We start from the raw sequence: 25797 nt of genomic DNA, 5'->3' as shown, positions 1-25797 counted from the left end.
TCTGAGTTCTTTCACTGCGGCATAGGGATGGTCTCGCGCAGCCGGGCAAGGAGAGAATCACTTGGGAGAGTTTTGCGGAAGAACTCGGCTCTCTCCGGCACGGGCGCAAAGGTGGTGGACCGGTCTGCCTGCAGCGCTTTGCGCTGGAGCGGGTGAACTGCGTGAACGCGGCCGCAGCGGGTCAGAGCAGAGATAAGAAGGATGGCGGCAGGTGGCGAAATCCGACTTGCTGGCAGTCAATCCAATTGCTAAGCGTATGCTCAGTACAGTTGAGGCAATTTAATCGTGCGCTTTGCAGTTTCCTTTTTGGTGAAGTGTCTGTTTTCCAGATTATTACTTGTTTTTCTCCTTTTGACCTTGCCGATCGGAGCGGCAACCTCGCAGGCTGCCGGGGAGAAGAAGGCGGCACAGCCGCCGATGAGCTTCATCCTCGTGCGCAGTCTTCTCTGCCAGGAAAACTGTCCGGAATGGATATCGGCGGAGGGGCGCATAACGTCCGATACGCCCGCGCGGCTGAGAAAAATGCTCAAGAAGATCGGCGGCCGTAAATTGCCTGTCGTTTTCCGTTCTGAGGGTGGCGACGTCGATGCCGCCTACGCGATGGGCCGGATGATCCGCAAGGCCGGGCTGGAAACGGCGGTCGGCGGCACGCGGCTGAAGGGATGCCCCGTTGGGGACACGCGCTGCGAAGCCGCTATTGCCAAGGACGGTAGCGCGGTCGGTTACACTTATTCGGCTGGTGCATACTGTTTTTCCGCGTGTCCACTGGCGTTGGCGGGCGGTGTGTCGCGTGTCTCGTCGCAATGGGCCTTTATCGGCGTCCACCAGATCACGACCGTCTACAACAAGGTGCGAGTTTCCTATCGCATTGAATACAAGATCGTGAATGGCAAGAAGAAGGAAATCTCCCGCAAGGAGGTTGGACGCAAGGTGGCGGGGCAGAGCAGTTCCACCAAACTTGGAAAGAAGGCTACCGCTGCTTTGACGGCCTATTTGAAGGAAATGGGCGTCAGCGAAGATGTGATCGGTCTGATGATGAGCGCCACGCCTGACAACATCAATATCGTACCGGCTACGGAGGCACTTCGAACAGGTCTCATCACGGACATGTTGTCCTACAATGAGTGGCCCGGCATGCCGCTCTGCGCCCCAGATGCAGCGGCCGAGGCTGTCTGTCACAGCCATCCGGTAGCCGAAGCCCCTGTGGTGGCCAAGGCGCCTTTATCTCAGGCGCCCGTGCAGGATGCGGCCACAGAGACAACCGAGAAACTACCGAAAACCCAGCCGATGGACTTCCTCCTGATGTCCAATGGCAACTGCCGGGAAGAGTGCACGCAGTGGATTTCTGCGGATGGAGACATCACGCCGGATACGCCGGCTCGGCTGAAGGCGATGTTGACGACGCTCGGCGAAAGAAAGCTGCCTATCGTCCTTCAGTCTAATGGCGGGGACATGGATGCGGCATTCGGGATGGGGCGTATGATCCGTGCTGCAGGTCTGGAGACCTCGATTGGCAGAACGCAGTTGCCGAATTGTCCAAAGCTGGATCCGCGTTGCAAAGCCAGCATCGCCAAAAGCGGACCGACCGAGGGAGAAGTCTTTGCCGGCCGTGCGTATTGCCTTTCAAGCTGTACTCTTGTCCTGATGAGCGGAACGCCGCGGATTGTCGGATATTCCTCGATCGGCCTCGTCAGGCCCACGACGGCTGAATATACGAGATTCTTCGCTTATTTCGACGAGATGGGCGTGAGCGCCGAGACATACGAGACGATGATGTTCGCGACATCAATTGAGCGAGGGACTATACTTCGTTCCCAGGCGCTCAAGTTTGGCATCGTCAATGGTATCATCCCTTATGATGAAAAGCCCGGCTTGCATGTCTGTGGGCCGGAGGCGAAGGAAAGCCTTCGATGCCCGAGAAAAGCTGAGGCAGAGACCGTTCCTGTTGCGGCTTCGGTCAATTGATCTCAGGACGCCAAAGAGCGTAGCGCGGCGTTTTTGCGCTGGGCTGCTGCTTGTTTAAGCTCCGAAGGCGCCTCGTGTTGCCCGTTTAGCGGCCGCAAGGCGTGGCGCTATTCACACCCCGCCGATATTTCGCTATCTCGATGAAGAGGAAAGCAACGACTCCGCTCCCGCGGAGGTCGGACGGGGAACATCCATGCCATCAATCAAATCCGATATCGAAATCGCGCGCGCTGCGGCCAAAAAGCCGATCTTCGAAATCGGGGCGAAACTGGGCATTCCGGTCGAGCAGCTCGTTCCTTATGGTCACGACAAGGCGAAGGTCAGCGCCGAGTTCATCGCCGCGCAAGCGGGCAAGACGGACGGCAAGCTGATTCTCGTCACCGCGATCAATCCGACACCGGCCGGCGAGGGCAAGACGACCACCACCGTCGGGCTCGGCGACGGGTTGAACCGGATCGGCAAGAAGGCCATTGTCTGCATCCGCGAGGCCTCGCTCGGTCCGTGCTTCGGTGTCAAGGGCGGGGCGGCCGGCGGCGGTTATGCGCAGGTCGTGCCGATGGAAGACATCAACCTGCATTTCACCGGCGATTTCCATGCAATCACATCGGCGCACAATCTGCTGGCGGCTATGGTCGACAACCACATCTACTGGGGCAACGAAGAGAATATCGACATCCGCCGCATCACCTGGCGGCGGGTCATGGACATGAACGACCGGGCGCTCAGAAGCATGGTCGCATCGCTCGGCGGCGTCGCCAACGGTTTCCCGCGCCAGGGCGGGTTCGACATCACCGTCGCCTCCGAGGTGATGGCGATCCTCTGCCTCGCCACCGACCTCAAGGATCTGGAGCAGCGGCTCGGCGACATCATCATCGGCTATCGTTTCGACAGGACGCCGGTGCATGCGCGCGACCTGAAGGCCGACGGCGCCATGGCGGTGCTGTTGAAAGATGCGATGCAGCCGAACCTGGTGCAGACGCTCGAGAACAATCCGGCCTTCGTGCATGGCGGGCCTTTCGCCAATATCGCCCATGGCTGCAACTCGGTGACGGCGACGAAGACGGCGCTGAAGCTCGGCGACTATGTGGTGACGGAAGCAGGGTTCGGCGCCGATCTCGGAGCGGAAAAATTCTTCGACATCAAGTGCCGCAAGGCGGGGCTGAAGCCGGATGCGGCGGTGATCGTCGCGACCGTCCGGGCGCTGAAGATGAATGGCGGGGTGAAGAAGGAAGATCTCGGCACGGAGGATGTCGCGGCCCTGAAGAAGGGCTGCGCCAATCTTGGCCGGCACGTCGCCAATGTGCGCCGTTTCGGCGTGCCCGTCGTCGTGGCGATCAACCATTTCGTCTCGGATACCGACGCCGAGATCGCGGCAGTCAAGGAATTCGTCTCGAGGCTTGGCGCCGAGGCGATCCTCTGCCGCCATTGGGCGCTGGGTTCGGCCGGCATCGAGGAACTGGCGCACAAGGTGGTGGAACTGGCCGAATCTGGGCAGGCGAAATTCCAGCCGCTTTACGGCGACGATCTTTCGCTGTTCGAGAAGATCGAGATCGTCGCCTCGAAGATCTACCATGCCGGCGAGGTGACGGCCGACAAGGCGGTGCGCGACCAGTTGCAGACATGGGAGGAGCAGGGTTACGGCAAGCTGCCGATCTGCATGGCGAAGACGCAATATTCCTTCTCCACCGATCCGAACCTGCGCGGCGCGCCGGAAGGCCACATCGTCACCGTGCGAGAGGTGCGGCTTTCGGCGGGAGCGGGCTTCGTCGTCGCCATCACCGGCGAGATCATGACGATGCCGGGCCTGCCGAAATCTCCGTCGGCGGAACGGATTTTCCTGAACGACCAGGGTTATATCGAGGGGTTGTTTTAGAGCCGGCTTCAGAAGCTCTTCGGCCACCGCAGAGATGTATGCAAGATGGTTAGAATTTCAATTTCGTTTTCTTTAGCGCGATATGCGACAATATAGGGAATGTCGCTTAGCACCATTTCCCTTGTCCCTGCGACACGACCGACTTTTCCCATCAACGGATAATCTGGCAGTGTCTCCACGATGGATTGGATACGGGCGATGACCCTCCCTGCGGCGCCTTGATCGTGACGGGCGATGTAAGCGCCGATATGATCAAGGCGGGCAAGCGCTCTGCGGCTCCATTTGATACGCAGGCTCATTTTCCAGAAGGGCTGCCGATATATTTTGACAGGATTGCGGCGACCTCCTCATCGGAGGCGAAGTCACTTTGCTCGGCTTCGCGAACGGCAGCCTCGATCTCGGAGAGTTGCCATTCCTCCCGTTCGATGAATTCTTCGATCGCGACGGCTGCGATTTCGGCCGACGAAAGCTTTCGCCTTTCGGCTAGGCGATCCAGACGGGAAACTGTGGAATCTTTCATCTGGAAGCTCAACAAGGTCATGGTAGGCACTCCGCCGGTTCCTTCGTGCCGAAGTTTAGTGGTTGGATATCCCGATTCAAGCGGGAATCGCAATTCTTGGAAATAACTAATGGCAATAACGATAGCCACCCTTCCTCTCGATGATGTCGAGATGGAAATGGGTTTCGTGGGCGGCGTCGCTTTCGGGGTCGAGGACGGTGGTGAAGTAGAGGCAGCCGGCGGCGCTGACGGTGCGCTGGAAGGCGGCGGTGAGGGTCGAATCCTCGCGGCGGGAGCGGACGGCGACATCCTCGCCCTTTTCGAAGTGGAAGCTCGCAATATCGATGGCGTTGCCGCGGGCATGTTCGGAGACCTTGCCGGTTCCGGCGCCGTTGCGCAGGCGGCACATATAGGACGTCGCCTGGTTGACGGTGGTGATGCGGCCCTGCTCCGGCAGGGCGGCGGAGGCAGCGGGGATGACGCTGTCCTTCATCCAGCGGGCAAGGGCGAGTGCCGCCGGGCAGCGGATCGTCGCCTCCGGCTTCAGCTTGATGCCGGGCAGGGCTTCAGAGACGATGATCGGCTTGTCGATGCCGCAACCGTTGCCGTCGTCGATGCGCGGCGTGTCCTTGAAGACGACGCCCAGGGACTGAAGGGCGGCCGTGCATTCGGCATGCTCGGCATCGCTTTCGGGTTCGATCGTCAGGTTTTGCTCTTCAAGTGTCTGCTCGCCGGGTGGCTTAGCTTCTTCCGGCGGCTGCGAGCTTTCGGGGCTGCCCGGCGGCAGCGGCGGACCTTGCATCGGCTCTGCCGGCCCGGGCTTTGAAGGTGCGGCCTGCGGCGCTGGCGGCCGGCTTGATGCCGGTTCCTCCGGATTCTTTACATCGGGTTTCGGCTGCGGGGCCGGGACCTCTTCAGGCGCGGGCGGTTGCGCCTTTTCCGAAGAGGGGGAGGTGGGGCTGGTCGCCTGTCCGGCATCTGGCCGAGGTTCGGGCATCGGGCCTCGCGGGGGCAGGCGGGCGCCGGCAAGAAAGGCGGTTGCGGCGAGAAGGATCGCCAATGTCGAAAGTTTTCTCAACGCGTCCGATTCCTCATATCCGTGGCTAAAGACAACGCATGAGGGCGTTTTTCGTTGCAATTGTGCAACGTCACTGAAGTTCGCTAAACTTGACGAATATTCAACATAAACCGGCGACTTATGTTGACAACGCTCGTCATGTTTTTTATGCGGCAAAAAGAAGGCGGAGTTCTACTTCGTCTTCATCCGCAAAAGCCCAGCCAGCCCCTCGAGCGTGCGACACGCCACGACCAGCCAGCCCGGTAATCATCATGAGAGGGTAGGTTATGATCGTCCGGCATTGGCGTTCGGTTCTATTGGTCTGCACGGCAGCCACAGTTGTTCTTCCCGTTTCGCAGTCTTTCGCGCAAAGCGCTCCGGCCACCACGCCGCAAGCCACCGCGGAGGACAGCACTGTCCTGCAGAAGATCGTCGTCAAGGGCAAACGCGTGGCGCCGGGCAGCGTCGCCGACACGCCGCTTGCGACCGAGATCACCGCGAAGCAGCTCGAAGAAAAGCAGGTCACCAATTTTGACGATATCGGGCGCAGCGTCGATGCAGGCGTGAATTATTCGCGTGGTGACGCAGGCTTCAACCTGCGTGGCCTTTCCGGTGCTCGCATCCTGACCACCATCGACGGCATTCCGATACCTTACATTTCGAACAGCTCGCGCCAGGGCGCCTTTGCGCCGGCCAACGCCAACGGCGGCGGCGACACCTTCGATTTCGATTCACTGTCTTCGCTCGATATCGTGCGCGGCGCGGATTCGAGCAAGGGCGGTTCCGGCATGCTCGGCGGCGCCATCGTTCTCAATACGCTGGAGCCGGAGGATCTTATTCCCGAAGGCCGGGATTGGGGTGCGATCGTCAAGTCGACCTATGACAGCGAAGACCGCAGCATTTCCGGCTCGGCCGCCGCTGCCAAGAAGATCGGCAACACGTCGATCCTGTTTCAGGGTGGCTACCGCAAGGGCCATGAACGCGACAATATGGGCGACAACGACAGCCACGGTGCTCTTCGCACCGAGGCGAATCCGGCTGATTTCGATCAGAACAGCCTGCTCTTCAAACTGCGCCAGGAGCTGGAAGGTGGCCATCGCATCGGCTTGACAGCGGAACGATTCCGCCGCGATCTCAAGACCGACCTGCGCCAACTCCAGGGAGGCACCAGTCCTCGCAACTTCATGATCGACAATTATGACGGTCGCGAGCTGCGTGATCGCGATCGTGTATCGCTCGATTATGATTATGAAGCGCAGTCCTCCGACGCGTTCTTCAGCAGTGCGCGTGCCACGCTCTATTGGCTGGATTTGAAGAAGGAAGCCGGCAGCAGGGGCCGTACGACCGCCAATGTGGCCTATGGACGTAACAACGAGATTGAAAACGAAACCTGGGGCTTCAGTGGCACGGCAACGAAGGACTTCGAATATTCCGGTCTCAGCCACTCCGTTCGGGTGGGCCTTGACTTCGGCGTTTCGAGCTGGAGCCAGTATAGCTGGGCCCTTTGCCCGACATCGACGACCTGCCCGTCGCTGAACAATCAGGCGGAAGTGCCCAATGTCGACAGCCAGAATTTTGGGCTTGTTGTCGAAGATAAGATCGAAATCGGCAATACCGGCTTCGCGCTGACACCCGGCTTCCGCTTTGACTGGTTCAACTACAATCCCTCGACCGGCGGGAGTTTCGCAAGCAATACCGGGCTTACCCGTTTCGGGGACCTGAACGACCGAACGGAAGCCGGCCTGTCACCGAAGATTCTTGCGACATACGACGTGACACCGGACGTGCAGCTCTACATGCAGCTGGCAGTCGGCTTCCGCGCACCCACCGTGGACGAACTCTATAGCCGCTTCTACAACCCGACGGGCCGCTACGCCCAGCTCGGTAATCCCGATCTGGACCCGGAAATCGGCCGCGGCATCGAGGTCGGTGCCAATTTCGATACGGGCGATTTCACCGGTCGGATTGCAGCTTTCCACACCCGCTACCAGAACTTTATCGAGACAGTGGCGACAAGGGATGTGACCGGCTTCACGGAGTTCAATTACACGAACGTAGCAGCTGCTACGATCTCGGGTATCGAAGCCAGCGCCGTCAAAACGTTCAACAACGGCATCAACCTGCACGCTTCACTTGCCTATGCTTACGGTAGGAATGAAGAAACCACACAGCGCCTGCGCTCAGTAGCGCCGTTCAAGGCAATCGTCGGCGGCGGCTGGAGCAACGAGACTTTCGGCTTCGACCTTTCCTCGACGCTGTCGGCCGGCATGCTCACCGACCATCTCGATACGCCCGTCAGCAACACCAGCGACACGACCTTCGATGCGCCCGGCTACGCAATCGTCGACCTGACTGGCTGGTGGACGCCGGAACAGGTGCCGGGCCTGCGCGTGCAGGCAGGCGTCTACAACATTTTTGATCAGGAACATTACAACGCGCTCGCTGTGCGCGAGGTCAATCTGAGCTCGGCGACGGCGTCCCAGCCGCGGGAGTGGTATTCGGAGCCGGGCCGTACGTTTAAGGTCTCGATCACCAAGACTTTCTGATCGCGATCACGCCTTCAAGGCTGGGGAGGGGGCGGCTTTCGGGCCGCCCTTTTCATTCCGCATTCGCCTCTTGCGCAATCGCTGATCTCAAGCTAACAATTTTCCCATGATCAAGTCCTTGAACATTGCTGTTTGGTGGTGGGTTCGCTAAGGCGGCCTCGACCAATCGTGTCCAAAGACGACGAGTGAGCCGCCCGAAACTTCGAGGCGGCTTTTTTTGTTTATGGCCGCCTGTCGTCCAGGCCCCGATAACGGAGTGGAACAATGGTAACGATCCTGCGGGATGATGGTGCGGAAATCTACGAGACCAAGGGCGGCATATCCGTCACGCGGCAGCGGCGGGCGATCCCCTACGGCGATGCGGTCTCTTCCTATATCGACAAGCTCGATGAGCGCCGCGGCGCGGTGTTTTCGTCGAACTACGAATATCCGGGCCGCTATACGCGCTGGGATACCGCCGTCGTCGATCCGCCGCTCGGCATCTCTTCCTTCGGGCGCGACGTCTGGATCGAGGCCTATAATGAACGCGGCGAGGTGATCCTCGGCTTCGTGACCGAGCGGCTGAAGACCGTGTCCGACATCGTGCTCGGCGCTTCCTCGGCCCGCCGACTCGACCTCACCGTCAAGACGCCGGACCGGGTGTTCACCGAGGAAGAACGTTCGAAGATGCCGACGGTCTTCACCGTGCTGCGCGCCGTCACCGACCTGTTTTATTCGCAGGCGGATGCGAGCCTCGGGTTCTACGGCGCCTTCGGATACGACATCGCCTTCCAGTTCGACGCGATCGAACTGAAGCTGACGCGACCCTCCGACCAGCGCGACATGGTGCTCTACCTGCCGGACGAGATCCTCGTTGTCGACAACTACGCCGCCAAGGCCTGGATCGACCGTTACGACTTCGAAAAAGACGGCGTGACGACCGAGGGCAAGGCCCAAGATATCGCAGCGGAGCCCTTCAATCACACGGATGCCATTCCGCCGAAGAGCGATCACCGGCCGGGCGAATATGCCGAGCTCGTCACCAAGGCGAAGGAAAGTTTCCGCAAGGGCGACCTTTTCGAAGTCGTGCCCGGGCAGAAATTCATGGAGCGCTGCGACAGCAAGCCGTCCGACATTTCAAAGCGGCTGAAGGCGATCAATCCGTCGCCTTATTCCTTCTTCATCAATCTCGGCCATCAGGAATATCTGGTCGGCGCCTCGCCCGAAATGTTCGTGCGCGTTTCCGGCCGTCGCATCGAGACCTGCCCGATTTCGGGCACGATCAAGCGTGGCGACGACCCGATCGCCGACAGCGAGCAGATCCTGAAGCTCCTGAATTCCAAGAAGGACGAGTCCGAGCTCACCATGTGCTCGGATGTCGACCGCAACGACAAAAGCCGGGTCTGCGAGCCGGGTTCGGTCAAGGTGATCGGCCGCCGGCAGATCGAGATGTATTCGCGCCTTATCCACACGGTCGACCATATCGAAGGGCGGCTGCGCGACGACATGGACGCTTTCGACGGTTTCCTCAGCCACGCCTGGGCCGTCACCGTCACCGGCGCCCCGAAGCTCTGGGCGATGCGCTTCATCGAGAGCCATGAAAAGAGCCCACGCGCATGGTATGGTGGAGCAATCGGCATGGTCGGCTTCAACGGCGACATGAACACCGGCCTGACGCTGCGCACCGTGCGCATCAAGGATGGTATCGCCGAGGTGCGCGCCGGTGCGACGCTGCTCAACGATTCCATTCCTGACGAAGAAGAAGCCGAAACAGAACTGAAGGCCTCTGCCATGCTTTCCGCCATCCGAGACGCCAAGACGGGCAATTCCGGCAGGATCCAGCGCGACGTTGCGAGCGTCGGCAAGGGCGTCAGCATCCTGCTCGTCGATCACGAAGACAGCTTCGTCCACACGCTCGCCAATTACTTCCGCCAGACGGGGGCGACGGTTTCGACCGTGCGTACGCCGGTGCCGGAGGAAATCTTCGACCGGCTGAACCCGGACCTCGTCGTGCTGTCGCCGGGACCCGGAACGCCCAAGGATTTCGACTGCAAGGCGACGATCAAGAAGGCGCGGGCGCGCAACCTGCCGATCTTCGGCGTTTGCCTCGGTCTGCAGGCGCTCGCCGAAGCCTATGGCGGGGAACTGCGCCATTTGGCGCTGCCGATGCACGGCAAGCCCTCGCGCATCCGCGTGCTGGAGCCGGGCATCGTCTTCTCCGGCCTTGCCAAGGAGGTGACGGTCGGCCGCTACCACTCGATCTTCGCCGATCCCTCGACGCTGCCGCGTGAGTTCATCATCACGGCGGAAAGCGACGACGGCACGATCATGGGCATCGAACACGCCAAGGAACCGATCGCCGCAGTGCAGTTCCATCCGGAGTCGATCATGACGCTCGGTGGCGATGCCGGGATGCGGATGATCGAAAATGTCGTGGCGCATCTGGCGCGCAAGGTGAAGACGAAAGCTGCCTGAGGATTTCGACGGTTATTCGGCCTGCCCTTTCCCCGACTGCGGGGAGCGGCAGGTCGTTTTCGAAAGGCCGGTTGACTTCTTCAGGCAAATCAGAACATTTCAGGAACGATCAATCGGGATATTCGACGTGGCCAATGCTGAAAAGTTCATCGTTCTCCCTTACCGCAAGAACCGCGGCAATCTCGTCCCCGGCGAAATGCGCCAGGCATCGAACTCCGTCAGCGCGGAGAAAATCGCATCGGCGATGTCGGAACGTTTCGTCGGCGTGGCGGCTTATGCCGTGATCGTCGATGAGGAAACCGGGGATATGTCGTCGCCGCGATTGCTTGCAAAATACGGTGAGATTGCCGATCTCAACGCCGCCTGAGGCGCGGTTTTCAATATGGAGACATCGCTCTACCTGCCGGTCAAAGCTTTCCTGGAGGCGGCGGGTTATGTCGTGAAGGGTGAGGTCGGCGGGTGCGATCTCGTGGGCCTCAGCGATGCCGAGCCGCCGGTCGTGGTGGTCTGCGAACTCAAGCTCTCCTTCAATCTCGAGCTTGTTCTCCAAGCGGTCGACCGCGCGGCAATGAGCGATGAGGTCTGGATCGCGGCCCGCGTCTCCGCCAAGGGTCGGGGGCGGGAGACCGACAAACGCTATCGCGATCTCTGCCGCAGGCTCGGCATCGGCATGCTCGGCGTCTCCGATGCCGGCGAGGTCAGCATCATCGTCAGCTCCGTCTCGCCGATGCCGCGAACCAATCCCAAGCGGCGCACGCGCCTCGTCAAGGAGCATCAGCGCCGCCACGGCGATCCCGCCGTCGGCGGCAGCACGCGGGCGCCAATCATGACCGCCTATCGTCAGCAGGTGCTGCTCTGTGCCGCCGCAATCGAGCGTGGGGTCGGGCGGCCGCGGGATATGAAGGCGCAGGTGCCCAATGCCGGCCGAATCCTGCTCGACAACGTCTACGGATGGTTCGAACGCAAGGAGAAGGGTGTCTACGCCCTGACGCCTGCAGGGCAGGCGGCACTCTTGCGCTGGCCGCAGACTATTCTCTCCGAGCCTGCTCCTTGAGCCACGCGGAAGGCGAACCTCATTGCCCTTTGACAAATCCGCCGTCTTCCCCCATATCACCATCTACTGAACCGCCTGCGCGACATTCGCGTGGGCGGTTTTGCGTTTCAACGGCTTGAATTCTGCAATTCATTCGCAACCGCAGGGGAACGATATGAGTGACAACGGCGATCTTACGGTTCGCAAGCTGGCGATGTGGGGGATTCCGCTGTCGCTCGGCGTCATGGGGCTGAAGATGGTGGCCTGGTGGGTGACCGGGTCGGTGGCGCTGCTGTCGGACGGGCTCGAATCGTCAGTCAACGTCGTTGCCGCCTTCATCGCCTTCTTCGTCATCCGCTATGCGCAGAAGCCGGCCGATCACGACCATCCCTTCGGTCATCACAAGGCGGAATATCTGTCTGCCGTCACCGAGGGCGTGCTGATCGTCGTCGCCGCGCTGCTGATCGTCAACGAGGCGGTCGGTTACCTCTCCGAGCCGCGCATGCTAGATGCACCGGTGCTCGGTCTTGCGATCAATTTCGCGGCCGGCGTCATCAATGCGATCTGGGCGCGGCTGCTGATCCGGACCGGGCGCAAGCACCGCTCGGCGGCGCTTTCGGCGGACGGGCAGCATATCATGTCGGATGTGGTGACCTCCGTCGGCGTGCTTGTCGGCCTGCTGCTGGCGCTGGCAACGGGTTATGCGATCTTCGATCCGGTGCTTGCCATTCTCGTTGCCGTCAACATCCTCTATCAGGGTTGGAAGGTGATCTCGCAATCGATCGGCGGGCTGATGGACCAGGCGGTCGAACCGCAGGAGGAGGAGGCGATCAAGCAGGCGATTGCCACCCACGCGGAGGGCTCGATCGGCGTGCATGACCTGAAAACCAGGCGGGCAGGCACCGTCACCTTCATCGATTTCCACATGGTGGTGCCTGGGGGCATGTCCGTACGGCAGGCACATGATATATGCGACCGCCTTGAGGATGCCATCAGGGCGGTGCACGAGGGCGCCACTATCGCAATTCATGTGGAGCCGGAGGGCGAAAAGGCTCACGGCATCCGCGTCAAAGTCGTCAAGGAGGCATAATGCCGAGTACCGATGTTTCCAGCTTGTCGATGCTGGGTCAGCAGACCGAAACCGCGCAATCGCCGGAGGAGGCAGTGCTTGAGAAAGTGCCGTCCAACCATGCCGGCACCGATTACGTCGTGCGCTTCACCGCGCCGGAATTCACCTCGCTCTGCCCAATGACCGGGCAACCGGATTTCGCCCATATCGTCATCGACTACATTCCGGGCGAATGGCTGGTGGAATCGAAGTCGCTGAAGCTCTTCCTGCATTCCTTCCGCAATCACGGCGCTTTCCACGAGGATTGCTCGATCTACATCGCCAAGCGCATCGTCGAGCTGCTCGATCCCAGATGGCTCAGGATCGGCGCCTACTGGTATCCGCGCGGCGGCATTCCGATCGACGTCTTCTGGCAAACGGGCAAGCCGCCGGAGGGCGTGTGGCTGCCGGAACAAGGCGTTGCCACCTACCGCGGCCGTGGGTGAGCCGCGGTCGGGCGCAGCCCGAGCAATCGATCCAGTGAATCGATTGCAGCGGCGAACGCCCTGAGCTTAGAGCGAAGGGCCGGGCGACGGTGCGGCAATATCAACCGCTGCCCATTCTCCGGCCGCTAGATCTCACACATCCGTAACATCGTCGCCGGACGAGTCGTCGGTGGAATCGCTGCCGCCGTCGTAATCGGCTTGCTGCAAGTTGGCGTCGTTGTCATCGGCTGTGTTGTCGGAGGCCTGACGGGCGTCGTCATTGCCGTAATAATTGTTGATGACGGTTTCCTCGGTCGGTGCGCTGGCATTGCCGAGGGGATTGGCGCCGAAGGGCGAACCCAAGCCGAGCGAGGACATGTGGTTGCCGAAGATGCCGCTCAGCGAATTGGCAAGCAGCATGCCGCCGGCGACACCCGCCGCCGTGCCGAGGGCGCCATGCAGGAAGCTGCCGCCGGCAGACGGCGCAGAGGCCTGCTGGGTCCAGGGGCCGGACGGCTGTTGCGGCGGCTGGCGGGCATTGCCGTCGCCGCGGGGATCATCATAGCCACGGGACTGCTGGCCCCAGGGACCTGGATTGGAGGGGCCAGGATTCGAGGGAACTGGGGCTGGCTGCTGCGTCTGGGTATTGCCGAAAATCGAGCTCAGGAAACCGCCGCCCTGTTCGGCCTGGCGGTGTTCGCTCTCGCCGGCTTCCAGCTGGCGGACATGCTCTTCGAGTTGCTTGATGTGGTTGGCAGCCGCCTCCAGCCCCTTTTCCTGAACGATGACGGCCTGGGCCAGATAATAGGTGGCGGAGGGCTGTTCGCGCGTCGCCTGGTCGATCAGGGCTTCGGCGTCGCGGTCGCGCGGTGTGGCTGCAGCGGTGCGTACGCGGTCGAAGAGGGCGGTCAGCAATTGGCGTTCTTCGGGTGACATTGTCCTGCCTCCTAGTGATCTGATACGGCGTTTGCCGCGTGAGGCTGAGGTAGGAACCGATTTGGGCTTTTCAAAGCCTTTCGCCGTTACAATTCAGTAAGGCTTGCAGAACGGCGCGCGGCTTCTTAAGGATATCTCCATCGCTTCGGTGCCTTGTGTTTTTCCCGCATTGTTTTAGGCATTGAGTCGCACTATGTGCGAGGAACCCGAATTCATCTCCAAGAGGTTCGAATGAACGACGAAGACCAGGACGACAAGACGAAGGAACTGCCGCTCGGCAAGGAAACGGAGGCGAATCTTTTCAAGTCGCGTTCGATCTTCATCTACGGACCGATCAATCAGGAATTGGCGCAGAAAGTCTGCTCGCAGCTCGTGGCGCTTGCCGCGGCCAGCGACGAGGACATTCGTATCTATGTCAATTCGCCCGGCGGCCATGTCGAATCCGGCGATTCCATCCATGACATGATCAAGTTCATCAAGCCGAAGGTCTGGATGATCGGTACCGGCTGGGTCGCTTCGGCCGGCGCACTGATCTATGTCGCCACTCCGAAGGAGCGGCGCCTGTGCCTGCCGAACACGCGCTTCCTGCTGCATCAGCCCTCCGGCGGCACGCGCGGCATGGCATCCGACATCGAAATCCAGGCGCGCGAGATCATCAAGATGAACGAGCGCCTGAACAGGATCATGGCAGCGGCCACCGGCCAGCCGCTCGACAAGATCGATAAGGATACGGATCGCGACTACTGGCTTTCGGCCGAAGAGGCGAAGGAGTATGGCCTCGTTTCACGGATCGTGACGTCGCAGGCCGATATCTAAGTTTTCGCATCCAGCACCATTGAAACGCCCTTGCCTGCAGACCGCAGGCGAGGGCGTTTCATTTCATTGCGGGCCACGAAAGGCTCTAAAGCGCGTCGCGATCTTTCAGATTCGCTCCTCGCGCTTTAGGTCTTTGTTTTTACGCATGTCGTTGTCGCAAAACCGCGGCACACTTTTGCGCGACATGCTCTAGTATGAGCGCGTGAACCCGCCATCATGCATGATGTTCAGCCCGGTCATGTGATCGGAGAAGTGCGACAGGAGCCCTTCGACAGCGACGGCAACCTCTGCCGGTTCTCCGTATTTACCCAGAGGTACGTTTGCCGTTTCCTCGGCAAGGCGTTGGTCAAACGTGATACCGGCGGCATCGGCGCGCTTTTCGATCCCCTCTCGATACCAGGGAGAGAGCGTGCCTCCGAGCGAAAGCGTGTTGACGTGAATGCCGCGGGCGCCGAGCGCGAAGGCCAATGTCTTTGCCTCGCCGATCCAGGCGCAGCGCAGCACGTTCGAGGTGGCGTAGTGCCCAAGTACTTGCGCAGACGATATTCCCGATATGATGACGATCTTTGCCCGGCGACCGTTGACCGGTTCTGGGTTCATCCGGTCGATCGCTGCCTTCAGGACGTCCAGAGGTCCGATGAAGCAATTCTGAAACAGCGCCCGCCAGGCGTCTGCGCCCGGCATCGGGTCATTGGTGCTGTGGGCTTGCGGCGGCATCAGCACGACGCCGTCCAGAGTGATGCGTCTTGCCGCGAGCTCTTCCCCGAATTGACGGATTGACTGATCGTTCGTCATGTCCAGCTGCATCCAGACATGACCGTCGCCGGTCAACTCATTGGAAAGCGTTTTCAGTTTCGTCTCGTCGCGGGCGGCCAGAACAAGCGAATACCCGCTTGCAGCGAGCTGATGGCAGACTGCCGTACCAATGCCTCCGGTCGCCCCGGTAACGAGAATCGTTCGTGCTTCGTCGGTCATCGTGCATCCCTCGGCTCACGGAATGGAGATTAATCTATGCGCGTACCGGCCGAGCGCAAAGGCGTTTGTTGTGGCACTTTCTCCGCGCGGGTGACGCTCGAATCCAGATGACGCTCTATCGGTGAGCAGCGAACCGAATGCCGTCAATCCGGGCTTGCGCCTGCGGCAACCATCATGCTCCATGCGCCATTCGCGCAGCTCGAGTCCCGCCATGCTCAAAGATTTTTCCGTCCAGGCCCTGTTCATGGGGCTGCTGACCGCCTTCGTCGGTTCCGCGTCCTCCTTTGCCGTCGTGCTGCACGGGCTGCAGGCGGTCGGCGCGACGGAGGTACAGGCGGCTTCGGGGTTGATGGCATTGTCAATTTCCATGGGCATCTGCGCGATCGTGCTGAGTGCGGTGACCCGATTGCCGGTCAGCATCGCCTGGTCGACACCGGGTGCGGCACTGCTGGCAAGCACCGGGACGATCGAGGGCGGCTTCAATGCGGCGGTCGGAGCATTCCTGATCTGTGCTGCGCTGATCATCGTCGCCGGGCTGTTCAAGCCGCTCGGCCGGGCGGTTGCTGCCATTCCGGCGCCGCTCGCCAATGCGATGCTTGCTGGCGTGCTGCTCGGCCTCTGCTTCGCGCCGGTGAAGGCAATCGGCTTCAATCCGCTGCTCGGTCTGCCGATCGTTCTCGCCTGGATCGTCGTCGGCGCCTTCAAGCGGCTCTGGGCGGTGCCGGCAGCACTTGCGGCTTTCGTGCTGGTGCTCGCCTTCGGCGTCGATATCCATGACGGTGCGCTGGGTTCGTTGGAACAATCACTGGTGCCGACGGCGGAGATCGTCCGGCCGGTGTTCAATCTTGCCGGCCTCGTCTCGATCGCGTTGCCGCTCTTCATCGTCACCATGGCCTCGCAGAACATTCCGGGTATCGCGGTGCTGAAGGTCAATCACTACGATCCGAAGCCCGGTCCGCTCTTTGCCGTCACCGGCTTTTTCTCGCTGCTCTCGGCGCCGTTCGGCGGCCACGCCGTCAATCTGGCGGCAATCACCGCGGCGATGTGCGCTGGACAGGATGCCCATGCCGATCCGAAGCGGCGCTATTGGGCGTCCCTGATCGCCGGCGTCGGTTATATCATCCTCGGGTTGCTCGCCGGCGCGGTGACGGCCTTCGTCGCGCTCGCGCCTCCGATCCTGATCGAGGCGGTGGCGGGGTTGGCGCTGGTCGGCGCCTTCTCGTCCTCGGCAATGTCGGCTTTCCAGGCGCCTGACTCGCGCGAGGCGGCGGCAATCACCTTCCTCGTCACCGCCTCCGGCGTTTCCTTCGGCGGTATTTCCGGCGCCTTCTGGGGCCTGATCGCCGGTGGGCTGATGCTGGCGCTGTCGCGGCTGGTGAAGATTTGGAAAGCCCGGGCTCAGTCGAGGTAACGGAGGGTCGTTGTACTCTCCAAATGCCGGATCCTGGCGCTTTCAGGCACCTCCGCCGGCAATAGGCTGGCAGTTCGTCGACCGTTGGCGACGACCAAAAGCGGGCAAGGACTTGCCAGCTTTACCGTCCGAGGCTATAAGCGCGGTCATGAAGACCACTGGCGCCAGAATTTCTGACACGATTGCACGCGGCCGCATCGCCCTGCGTGACGTCTCGCGCGCCCTGACCTCGCTTCTTCTCCTCGGCCTTACGCGCGGTTGCCGGGTCCTTTGAGGAGCGCCCGGCGGCCGAAAGCCCGCCCGGCCATCGCTCCTCGCGACTCACTTTCAAAATTGACCTAACGACCGACAAGGTCCGCATTTGTTTATCGCCAAGCCCGACGTGATCGGCTAAGAGCGGGCAAATGCCGGGACGAGGAGACGACACGATGGACGCGAAGACGCAATCCCCCCGAGATAAGATGGCCTCCAAGAGCGAGATGAGCCCCGCAAAAGGCATGCCCGACGCCGCAGTGAAATACCGGGCCTATCCGCAGGTGAACATTCCCGACCGCACATGGCCGACGAAGACCATTACCAAGGCACCGGTCTGGTGCTCGGTCGACCTGCGCGACGGCAACCAGGCGCTCGTCGACCCGATGGGCCATGATCGCAAGGCGCGCATGTTCCACCTGCTGATCGAGATGGGCTTCAAGGAAATCGAGATCGGTTTCCCCTCGGCTTCGCAGACCGATTTCGACTTCGCCCGCTGGTGCGTGGAGGAGCGCAATGTGCCCGACGACGTCTCCCTGCAGGTGCTGGTGCAGTGCCGCCCGGAACTCATCACCCGCACCTTCGAAGCGCTGGAAGGCGCAAACCGGCCGATCGTGCACTTCTACAACTCGACCAGCGAGTTGCAGCGCCGCGTCGTCTTCGCCAAGGATGTGCAAGGCATCAAGCAGATCGCCGTCGATGCCGCCAAGATGATCACCGATATGGCCACGAAGGCCGGCGGCGGTTACCGTTTCGAATATTCCCCGGAGAGCTTTACCGGCACGGAACTCGATGTGGCGCTGGAGATCTGCAATGCCGTCATCGAGGTCGTCAAGCCGACGCCCGACAACAAGCTGATCATCAACCTGCCGTCCACCGTCGAGATGGCGACGCCGAACGTCTATGCCGACCAGATTGAATGGATGTGCCGCAACCTCGACAATCGCGAGAACCTGATCGTTTCGCTGCATCCGCATAACGACCGCGGCACCGGCATTGCTGCTGCCGAACTGGCACTGCTGGCAGGCGCCGACCGCGTCGAAGGCACGTTGTTCGGCAATGGCGAGCGTACCGGCAATGTCGACATGGTGACGATGGCGCTGAACATGTTCACGCAAGGCGTCGATCCCGAGATCGACTGCTCGAATATCGAACGCATCAAGGAAGTGTTCGAATATTCGAACCAGATGGCGATCGGCGAGCGTCATCCCTATGTCGGTGAGCTGGTCTATACGGCCTTCTCCGGCTCGCATCAGGATGCGATCAACAAGGGCATGAAGGCAGCACAGGTCGCTAACCATCCCGTGTGGGAGGTCCCGTACCTGCCGATCGATCCGCGCGATGTCGGTCGTTCCTACGAGGCGATCATCCGCATCAACTCTCAGTCCGGCAAGGGCGGCATCGCCTATATCCTGCAGCAGGATTACGGGCTGAACCTGCCGCGCAACCTGCAGGTGGAATTCCGCGAGGATATCCAGCGCATCACCGACGTAGAGGGCAAGGAGCTTCCGTCCCGGCGCATCTACGACCGCTTCATCGAGCGCTACGTGACGCAGCCGGAGGGCCGCCTGCGCTTCATCGACCATCACACCTATCCCGACACCGAGCACAAGGGCCAGCGGATCGTCGCAGCCGAGATCACCGACAATGGGGAGATCAAGCGCATCGAAGGGCGCGGCAACGGTCCGATCGACGGCTTCATCAATGCGCTGTCGCAGTATCTCGGCATCGAGATGTCGGTCGAGGACTATTCCGAGCATTCGCTCCAGCATGGCTCGAACGCGGCGGCGATCTCCTATGTCGAGACCTCCTATCCCGGCGGCAAACTCTTCGGCGCCGGCATCAATACCAACATCGTCGCGGCATCGCTGGAAGCGATCGTCTCGGCCGCTAACCGCGTGCTCGACGTGAAGGCCGGCAAGGCCTGATTTCGGAAGGCCTCAGGCCGCGACCGCACTACTGCATAATTCCTTAAATCGGAATCGATTTAGGGATAAAATTATGCAGCATTTCAAAGTGCAGCGTCCTGTGCGCATCTGAAAAGACGCGCGGCGCTGTAGCGCGGCGCGGCCTGACGATGCAGTCGGCAAATCTCGCCGGCTTCATTTCGCGCCTCTGCGTGGCGCTGGCCCCATTGGCAGAGCGCCAGCAGCACCGGTTCGAGGCCGAGGCCGAGGTCAGTCGCGCTGTATTCGACACGGGCGGGGACCTCGGCAAAGACTTGGCGAGCGACCAGCCCGTGGTCCTCCATCTCGCGCAGCTGCTGGATCAGCACCTTCTGGGTAATGGCGGGCATCATCCGCTTCAACTCCGAAAGACGCTTCGGGCCGGAGAAGACGTAATAGAGGATGATGGGCTTCCAGCGTCCTGAGATCACCTTCAGCGCACGCTCAACCGGCAGCTCGGGGAGTCTTTTCATCGGCTCAGCCATGGTCACCTCCTGGTGGGTATGGCACGAAAGAGTGTGTATTTTTATCTGATAGTCTATTGCTAAACCGGCCCCACGCCAATCAGACGTGAGGTGCATCTGCCATGAAAGCCGTCCAATTCACTCGCTTCGGTCCGCCCGATGTCCTCAAGGTCTTGGAACTGCCGGTCCCCGAGCCGGGGCCGGGGGAGGTTCTCCTCCGCGTCCATGCGGCGGGTGTCAACTTCTTCGAGGTGTTGATGCGGACCGACCGTTATGCCGTAACGCCCAATCTGCCGATGTTTCCCGGTGTCGAGGTCGCAGGTACGATCGAGCGAGCAGGACCTGGTGCCGACCGCTCGCTCATTGGCATGCGGGTTGCAGTTCCTCTCTTCGCGATCGGGCGCGGTTCGGGCGGCTATGCCGAATTCGTCGCGGTCGACGGCGGGGCGGTGGTGCAACTGCCTGATGCGGTTTCGTTCGAGGCGGCTGCGGCGCTGATGGTGCAGGGACTGACGGCGCTGCATCTGCTGCGCCGCAGTCCCGCGAAAGGCAAGAATGTTCTCGTGAGTGCTGCAGCGGGCGGTGTCGGGTCGCTGCTTGTACAGCTCGCGAGACGTGACGGGGCGAAGATGGTGATCGCGGCGGCGAGCAGTGACGAGAAGAGGGCGCTTTCCCTGTCTCTCGGCGCCGATCACGCGGCCGATTATACGGCGCCCGGCTGGCAGGAGGACGTCAAGAAGCTGACCGGAGGGCTCGGCGCGGATATCATCTATGAAACCGTCGGCGGCGTGTTTTCAAGTGCGGCACTCGATGCGCTGGCGCCTTGCGGCGAGCTTGTGCTGGCGGCGATGGGGCGGTTCGGGCTTGAGGCGGCCGATGTCGAGCACATGCTTGATGACAATCAGTCAATCAAGGGATTTTCGTTATTGCCGCTGCTGACGCCTCAGGGGGTGCGTGAGGATCTTGCCGAGCTCTTCGAGCTTGCCGCGGCGGGCGTCGTGACGGTTATCGACGGCGGTCGTTTCCCACTGCATCAAGCGGCGGAAGCGCATCGCGCCATCGAAGGGCGGCGTGCGGTCGGCAAGGTGGTGCTGGTGCCTTAAATCAAAGAAGGCGACGCACGATGTCGTGCGATACCGCTCGGCATCATGCTCCGGCAATCAGATCGCGGTGGCGATCTCCATGGCGAGCTGGCCGAGCGTTGCTTCGGCGGAGGGGCCGGCGAGTACGTAGGAGGTGCCGGCATTGTGCCAGGTCACGAGGCCGATCTCGTCCTTGATCGTTTCCTTGAAGTCGTCGGTCTCCGGCGGCTGCGCGTCCTTGCGGAAGCAAATGGAGATGATGTCGCCATCGGAATTAGAATAGACGAGCTGTCCGACTGGGCGGCTGTCGCCAAGGATGACGCGCGCGCCCTGGAAGGTCCAGGCTTCGGCGCTCAGATCCGGCACGCGGAAGGGCACGCCGATCGCCGTCGTCAGCCAGCTGGAGATTTCCTCGGCCTGCGAGGCGGGCACTTCGACGAGATGACGGGGCTGGCGGATCAGCAGGCGCTGATAGGCGGTGACGTCGCCCAGCCAGTCGCTGGTATTGGCCGGTGCCGCATTGGTGGTAGCCGTGCTGGCAATCTCGTCGGCATCCGGCGCGGTGCCGACGAAATAGCCGATACCGCAACCGACGACAAAGAGGATGAGGGCAGCGGCCAGCGCCTGCGGGCCGCTCGGCGCCAGTTTCACTTGCGGGCGCGTGGCGCGCTGGGCGATCGGCGTTTTCGGCGGCTGCGTGCTCTTGATCGAGCGGACGAGGGCGAGCGGTACAGGCTCCTTCAGGATATCGTCGAGGCGGCGGCGGCCGAAATCAGCCCCGTGACGCAGCTTCTCATGCAGTCGGCGTGCATTCTCGTCGCCTGCCAGACGCTGCTCCAGTTCTTGCCGCTGTTCGGGCGAGACTTCGCCGTCGAGAAGAGCGGTGAGCTGGGCTTCGAGCGGCAATTTCCTAAGATCGAGCAAATTCAGAACCTGTGGATCGGGTGGGTGCCGGCAAGCCCGGCGAAATGCAGCCTCGCGGTCGCGAGCTGCGAGACGACGTTTGCCACCGGAATGCCCATGATGTCGGCTGCCTGCTGGTAGCTGTGGCCTTCGACGTCGACCAGCAGGAACATGCTGGAAACGCCATCCGGCATATCGGAAATCATGTGATGGATGGTGTCGGGATCGACCGCGGCCGAGCGTTCGCGTGCGGCCTCGCGAATATCGGTGACGTTGCCGCGGACGGAAGCCTTCGGCTTGCGCTTGCGGTTGTCGTCGGTCCATTGCTGGCGGGCAAGCGTGTAGATCCAGCTTTCCAGCCGGCCTTCGCCGCTCCATTGATGACCTTTGGAGACGGCGCGCTGACAGACAGCCTGAACGAGTTCATCGGCCACGGCAACCTCGCCCGCGAGCGTGATCGCGAAGCGGCGAAGGCGGGGCAGGAGGCCGACGAGATCACGCCGGAGATCGATGGTCGTTGCGGGCTGACGCATTGTCTATCCAAGAAGCATTCACAATGGTTTCGCGGACGAAGGGTTCGCCGTCGGGCGCGAAACCGACTTTATCGACGCCGTCGATGCATGCGCTTTATGAAACAAGTCTCCTGCACTTCGCAAGCATCCGGTCGTCTTCATCCCTCTTTCCCAAGGGATTTTCGTATTGTGGCGTGCAAAGCTTGCGTCAATATGTCTTGTAGCCGTTCAAGCTTTGCAGCAGGGAGCGATAGGCCCAGGTGCCTTCGCCGCCGCGATCACGGATTTCGACAAGCTGGACGCGAGCACCCTGGATGTCTCCCTGTTCCACCAGCGCCATGCCCATATAGGAGCGGGCGAGGATATAATTCTCATCCGCCTGCAGCGCCTTGCGGTAGTAGGACATGCCAAGCTCCATGCGGCCGGCCTTGCGGTTGGCGTAGCCGAGATAGTTCAGGACGCGCGGGTCGTTCTGGTTGCGAGCGAGATTGAGCACGGTGATGGCGTTGTCATACTGGCCGGCATAGGCAAATTCGCGGGCGAACTGATAGAGATCGTCGTCGTTGAAGCTGCTCTTCTTGGGGTTGACACATTCCTTCTTGGCCTTGTCCCAGACCTTGCCGCCGGTGCAGGTCTTGGTAGTCTGGGTCTTCGGCGGCGGATTGGTATCATCGTTGCTGTCGCCGGCCGCGAAAGCGGCCGTGGCGATGCCGAAGGCAAAGCCGGCGGCGAGCGAAAGTCTGGACAGGTGACGGAAAGAAGAAGTCATCAGCGCGCTCCGTTCTCAGGCAATGCATTTGCTCGGATTGTACGCTTACCACTAAAAATACCAAGAGGGTAAGCAACCTCTGTGGCAATTGTTGCGGCGGCGGCAGGACGTCCTCGCAGATCGATTCAAGTGCTGCACAAAAAGAGTCTGGAACTGGAGCTAAGACGCGAAAATATCGGCGCTTTCCGGCATCACCGCGTCGCCAGCCCTGTTGAGGCTGAAGCGCTCGCCGCTGAGTTCCCAGGCACCGGGAGAGCCATCGATGGAGAAGAGGTTGTAGGCGGCGGGCGGCTTGATGCTGCCCGGTCCCTGCGAGGCAGAGGCGATACCGACGACCGGCACCGGCTGCATCTGGCCGCGCAGCCAATTTAGCGTGTTCAGGTGCGTATGTCCGTGCAGCACGAGTTCGGCGCCGCCCGTCGAAATCACGGCGGCGAAGCGGCGGATGCCGATCATCCGTTTATAGAAGGCCGTGGCGCCGCGGATCGGCGGGTGATGGATCATGACGACGCGGAAGAGACCGGCTTCGCCAGCCGCACGCAGTATGTTGACAGTATCGCGGGCCTGTCGCGCGCCGAAAAAGCCAGAGGCGGCGAAGGGAGGGGTGGCGACCGCCGTCGAACAGCCGACAATCGCGACTTTGCCGCGAACGCGCAGATAAGGAAAGATATGGCGGTCGTCCTGCCACTGCGGTGGAGCGAGATCGCCGCGGACATAATCGTACCAGGCGCGCATCGACTTCTCGTAGGAGCCGGGTACATAGGCATCGTGATTGCCGGGAACGACCGACGTGTCTGCGGGATCGCCGAGCGCGCGCAGCCAGGCGGCGGCCGAGCGGATCTCGATGCCGCTCGCCAGATTGACGAGGTCCCCGGTGACGGCCAGGTGATCGGCCTGATGGGCGCGGATGTCGTCGAGCAGCAGATCCAACGTGCTGCCGAAAAGGTGCTTGCGTCGATTTCGATGCCAGTTCACAAAGCCTGTTATGCGTTTTGAAAACAGCTCTTGAATGGAAAGACTGGGCAACGGCCCGAGGTGGACGTCGGAGATATGCGCGAGCTTGAACATGCTACGAGACATAGACCAGCTTATTGACAAATCAAACACATCCGGCGCGATGAAGAGCTGAAACGGAGCGATGGTGGATCAAGAGAACCGGCCCCTTCTCATAAGGGTGGCGTTGCGCCTGCTGCATGTCTATTTCAGCTTCGTCCGCAGCATGACCGTGGGCGTGCGGGCCGCCTGTTTCGATGCAGACGGGCGCATCTTTCTCGTGCGCCACAGCTATATCGGCGGCTGGCACATGCCGGGCGGCGGGCTGGAGCGCAACGAGACGGTCGAGGAAGCGCTCGTCAAGGAATTGCGCGAGGAGGGCAACCTCAGGATCATCGGCAAGCCGCAGCTGTTCCAAGTCTATTTCAATACCACGACCACAAGGCGCGACCATGTCGTCTTCTACCGCGCGACCGTCGAGCAGACGGCGCCGCGGCCGCCGGACTGGGAGATATCCGACAGCGGCTTCTTTTCCCTCGACAGCCTGCCCGAGGGCACGACCAAGGCGACGCATCGCCGTCTCGCCGAGCTTCGCGGCGAGCAGGAGCCTGCCGACCGCTGGTAAGCTTCAGGCAGCCATTCAAACTGCTACAGCGTCCTTTGCGCGTCTGAAAAGACGCGCGGCGCTGTAGCACGGCCGTGCGGACTGTCGAGATCGAGCGCCGGACCGACGGGAACGATACCGGTCGGATTGATCGTCCTGTGGCTGCGGTAATAGTGCTGCTTGATGTGGTTGAGGTTCACCGTCTCGGCAACGCCCGCCGTCTGGTAGAGGTCGCGCAGATAGTCAGGCAGGTTGCGGTAGTCGGCGATGCGGCGGATGTTGCACTTGAAATGGCCGACATAGACGGCGTCGAAGCGCACCAGCGTGGTGAACAGGCGCCAGTCGGCCTCGGTCTGATGGTTGCCGAAGAGGTAGCGACCCTTGCCGAGGCGTTCGTCGAGCATGTCGAGTGTTTCGAACAGCGTGCCGACGTTTTCCGCATAGGCCTCCTGGGTGGTGGCAAAGCCCGCCTTGTAGACGCCGTTATTGACGGTGTCGTAGATGGTGGCGTTCAGCGCATCGATTTCGGAGCGAAGGTCCTCGGGATAGAAATCGGCTGTCGAGCCGGTCAGCCCGTCGAAGGCGCCGTTGAACATGCGGATGATCTCGGCGGATTCGTTGTTGACGATCGTGCCGGTCTTCTTGTCCCAGAGCACGGGAACGGTGACGCGGCCGGAATAGTGCGGATCGGCCCTGACATAGATCTGCCAAAGCGCTGCGACGCCGAAGAGGTGGTCGCCGGTGGCACCGTCGCCGACCTTGAATTCCCAGCCGTTCTCGAGCATCAGCGGATCGACGACCGAGACCGAGATCAGTTCTTCGAGCTTCTTCAGCTTGCGGAAGATCAGCGTGCGATGCGCCCAGGGGCAGGCGAGCGAGACATAGAGATGGTAACGCCCGGCCTCGGCCTTGAAGCCGCCGCTGCCGGAAGGGCCGGCCCCACCGTCCGATGTCACCCAGTTGCGGAACTGCGAGGGCTGCCGCTTGAAATGGCCCTTGCTCTCGTTCGTGTCGTACCAGGCATCATGCCAGACGCCGTCCACCAGCATTCCCATGATCTTCATTCCCTTGATTGCGTGTTGGAACGAAAGATATCGCAGATGGCAGGGCTTTACAGGCGGCAAAGATTGAACAGTGTGTCACATCGTCCGGGGACCGCATAATTCAGTGTTGC

Annotated in this window: 23 protein-coding genes and 1 pseudogene; 13 read left to right on the top strand and 11 right to left on the bottom strand. The window is 61.3% G+C overall.

The annotated features are described in order from the left end of the window. Positions 1-285: 285 nt before the first annotated feature. Together BA011_RS13610 and BA011_RS13605 are read left to right on the top strand one after the other, a co-directional pair. The gene (locus tag BA011_RS13610) at positions 286-1965 is read left to right on the top strand and encodes a hypothetical protein (protein WP_065280857.1); all 1680 of its coding nucleotides are present in this window, start codon (positions 286-288) and stop codon (positions 1963-1965) included. A 193-nt stretch (positions 1966-2158) separates the two neighbouring features. Next, positions 2159-3838, top strand: a complete 1680-nt coding sequence (locus BA011_RS13605; RefSeq protein ID WP_065280856.1) for a formate--tetrahydrofolate ligase — start codon at positions 2159-2161, stop codon at positions 3836-3838. 8 nt (positions 3839-3846) lie between these two features. Here the strand turns inward: BA011_RS13605 and BA011_RS13600 are convergent, their stop codons facing one another. From BA011_RS13600 to BA011_RS13590, 3 genes are read right to left on the bottom strand one after another with little or no spacing between them, the layout of a single operon-like run. Continuing rightward, positions 3847-4137: a type II toxin-antitoxin system RelE/ParE family toxin gene (locus BA011_RS13600; RefSeq protein WP_065280855.1), complete on the bottom strand. Its 291-nt coding sequence runs from the start codon at positions 4135-4137 to the stop codon at positions 3847-3849. Further along, on the bottom strand, positions 4134-4487 hold the full coding sequence (locus BA011_RS13595) for a CopG family ribbon-helix-helix protein (protein ID WP_237352479.1): 354 nt from the start codon (positions 4485-4487) through the stop codon (positions 4134-4136). Before BA011_RS13595 ends, BA011_RS13600 begins: the two co-directional genes overlap by 4 nt. Continuing rightward, the gene (locus tag BA011_RS13590; RefSeq protein WP_065280853.1) at positions 4465-5475 is read right to left on the bottom strand and encodes an extensin family protein; all 1011 of its coding nucleotides are present in this window, start codon (positions 5473-5475) and stop codon (positions 4465-4467) included. The genes BA011_RS13595 and BA011_RS13590 overlap by 23 nt, the downstream gene beginning before the upstream one ends. 206 nt (positions 5476-5681) lie before the next feature. Here BA011_RS13590 and BA011_RS13585 point away from each other — a divergent pair, with 206 nt between their 5' ends. From BA011_RS13585 to queF, 6 genes are all read left to right on the top strand, one after another. Then, complete coding sequence (locus tag BA011_RS13585) at positions 5682-7940, top strand: TonB-dependent hemoglobin/transferrin/lactoferrin family receptor (RefSeq protein ID WP_065280852.1); 2259 nt, start codon at positions 5682-5684, stop codon at positions 7938-7940. Positions 7941-8204: 264 nt separating this feature from the next. Continuing rightward, entirely contained in the window at positions 8205-10394 is a 2190-nt protein-coding gene (locus BA011_RS13580; RefSeq protein ID WP_065280851.1) for an anthranilate synthase, read from the top strand. 127 nt (positions 10395-10521) lie between these two features. Then, entirely contained in the window at positions 10522-10761 is a 240-nt protein-coding gene (locus BA011_RS13575) for a hypothetical protein (RefSeq protein WP_017961519.1), read from the top strand. 15 nt (positions 10762-10776) lie between these two features. Beyond that, positions 10777-11448 carry a DUF2161 domain-containing phosphodiesterase gene (locus BA011_RS13570; RefSeq protein ID WP_027664085.1) on the top strand — a complete coding sequence of 224 codons (672 nt, stop codon included), beginning with the start codon at positions 10777-10779 and terminating at the stop codon, positions 11446-11448. Positions 11449-11602: 154 nt separating this feature from the next. Beyond that, positions 11603-12517: a CDF family cation efflux transporter EmfA gene (gene emfA / locus BA011_RS13565; RefSeq protein WP_065280850.1), complete on the top strand. Its 915-nt coding sequence runs from the start codon at positions 11603-11605 to the stop codon at positions 12515-12517. Continuing rightward, positions 12517-12981, top strand: coding sequence for a preQ(1) synthase (gene queF / locus BA011_RS13560; RefSeq protein ID WP_029873256.1), 465 nt, complete (start codon positions 12517-12519; stop codon positions 12979-12981). Before emfA ends, queF begins: the two co-directional genes overlap by 1 nt. Positions 12982-13113: 132 nt before the next feature. Here the strand turns inward: queF and BA011_RS13555 are convergent, their stop codons facing one another. Further along, positions 13114-13896, bottom strand: a complete 783-nt coding sequence (locus BA011_RS13555; protein WP_065280849.1) for a DUF2076 domain-containing protein — start codon at positions 13894-13896, stop codon at positions 13114-13116. A 231-nt stretch (positions 13897-14127) separates the two neighbouring features. Here BA011_RS13555 and BA011_RS13550 point away from each other — a divergent pair, with 231 nt between their 5' ends. Beyond that, a complete protein-coding gene (locus tag BA011_RS13550; RefSeq protein ID WP_003561390.1) occupies positions 14128-14712 on the top strand; it encodes an ATP-dependent Clp protease proteolytic subunit in 585 nt (194 codons plus the stop codon). A 189-nt stretch (positions 14713-14901) separates the two neighbouring features. Here BA011_RS13550 and BA011_RS13545 read toward each other — a convergent pair whose 3' ends face one another. Continuing rightward, positions 14902-15687: an SDR family oxidoreductase gene (locus BA011_RS13545; RefSeq protein ID WP_065280848.1), complete on the bottom strand. Its 786-nt coding sequence runs from the start codon at positions 15685-15687 to the stop codon at positions 14902-14904. A gap of 181 nt (positions 15688-15868) precedes the next feature. On the opposite strand from BA011_RS13545, the gene BA011_RS13540 reads away from it, so the two are divergent. Continuing rightward, the gene (locus BA011_RS13540) at positions 15869-17098 is read left to right on the top strand and encodes a benzoate/H(+) symporter BenE family transporter (RefSeq protein ID WP_065280847.1); all 1230 of its coding nucleotides are present in this window, start codon (positions 15869-15871) and stop codon (positions 17096-17098) included. 428 nt (positions 17099-17526) lie between these two features. Next, positions 17527-19278: a 2-isopropylmalate synthase gene (leuA, locus tag BA011_RS13535; RefSeq protein ID WP_065280846.1), complete on the top strand. Its 1752-nt coding sequence runs from the start codon at positions 17527-17529 to the stop codon at positions 19276-19278. A gap of 43 nt (positions 19279-19321) precedes the next feature. On the opposite strand, the pseudogene BA011_RS13530 reads toward leuA, so the two are convergent. Next, positions 19322-19877: pseudogene (locus BA011_RS13530) on the bottom strand (winged helix-turn-helix transcriptional regulator). Between the two features lie 5 nt (positions 19878-19882). Between BA011_RS13530 and BA011_RS13525 the strand changes: the two are divergent. After that, a complete protein-coding gene (locus tag BA011_RS13525; RefSeq protein ID WP_065280844.1) occupies positions 19883-20863 on the top strand; it encodes a quinone oxidoreductase family protein in 981 nt (326 codons plus the stop codon). Between the two features lie 57 nt (positions 20864-20920). Here the strand turns inward: BA011_RS13525 and BA011_RS13520 are convergent, their stop codons facing one another. From BA011_RS13520 to BA011_RS13505, 4 genes are all read right to left on the bottom strand, one after another. After that, complete coding sequence (locus BA011_RS13520) at positions 20921-21766, bottom strand: anti-sigma factor family protein (protein ID WP_065280843.1); 846 nt, start codon at positions 21764-21766, stop codon at positions 20921-20923. Positions 21767-21768: 2 nt separating this feature from the next. After that, positions 21769-22278 carry an RNA polymerase sigma factor gene (locus tag BA011_RS13515; RefSeq protein WP_065280842.1) on the bottom strand — a complete coding sequence of 170 codons (510 nt, stop codon included), beginning with the start codon at positions 22276-22278 and terminating at the stop codon, positions 21769-21771. Between the two features lie 187 nt (positions 22279-22465). Further along, positions 22466-23026 carry a tetratricopeptide repeat protein gene (locus BA011_RS13510; RefSeq protein ID WP_011652984.1) on the bottom strand — a complete coding sequence of 187 codons (561 nt, stop codon included), beginning with the start codon at positions 23024-23026 and terminating at the stop codon, positions 22466-22468. 159 nt (positions 23027-23185) lie between these two features. Further along, a complete protein-coding gene (locus BA011_RS13505; protein ID WP_017961502.1) occupies positions 23186-24094 on the bottom strand; it encodes a metallophosphoesterase family protein in 909 nt (302 codons plus the stop codon). A gap of 70 nt (positions 24095-24164) precedes the next feature. Here BA011_RS13505 and BA011_RS13500 point away from each other — a divergent pair, with 70 nt between their 5' ends. Beyond that, positions 24165-24644 (top strand): NUDIX domain-containing protein, encoded by a 480-nt coding sequence (locus BA011_RS13500; RefSeq protein ID WP_065280841.1) that lies wholly within the window; start codon positions 24165-24167, stop codon positions 24642-24644. 23 nt (positions 24645-24667) lie between these two features. On the opposite strand, the gene BA011_RS13495 is transcribed toward BA011_RS13500, so the two are convergent. Next, a complete protein-coding gene (locus BA011_RS13495; RefSeq protein WP_065282533.1) occupies positions 24668-25678 on the bottom strand; it encodes a glutathione S-transferase family protein in 1011 nt (336 codons plus the stop codon). Between the last annotated feature and the right edge of the window lie 119 nt (positions 25679-25797).

This window comes from Rhizobium leguminosarum (genome assembly GCF_001679785.1).
Lineage (GTDB): Bacteria > Pseudomonadota > Alphaproteobacteria > Rhizobiales > Rhizobiaceae > Rhizobium > Rhizobium leguminosarum_R.
The sequence above is the reverse complement of the archived record's forward strand: the minus strand, read 5'-3'. Positions and strand labels throughout refer to the sequence as shown.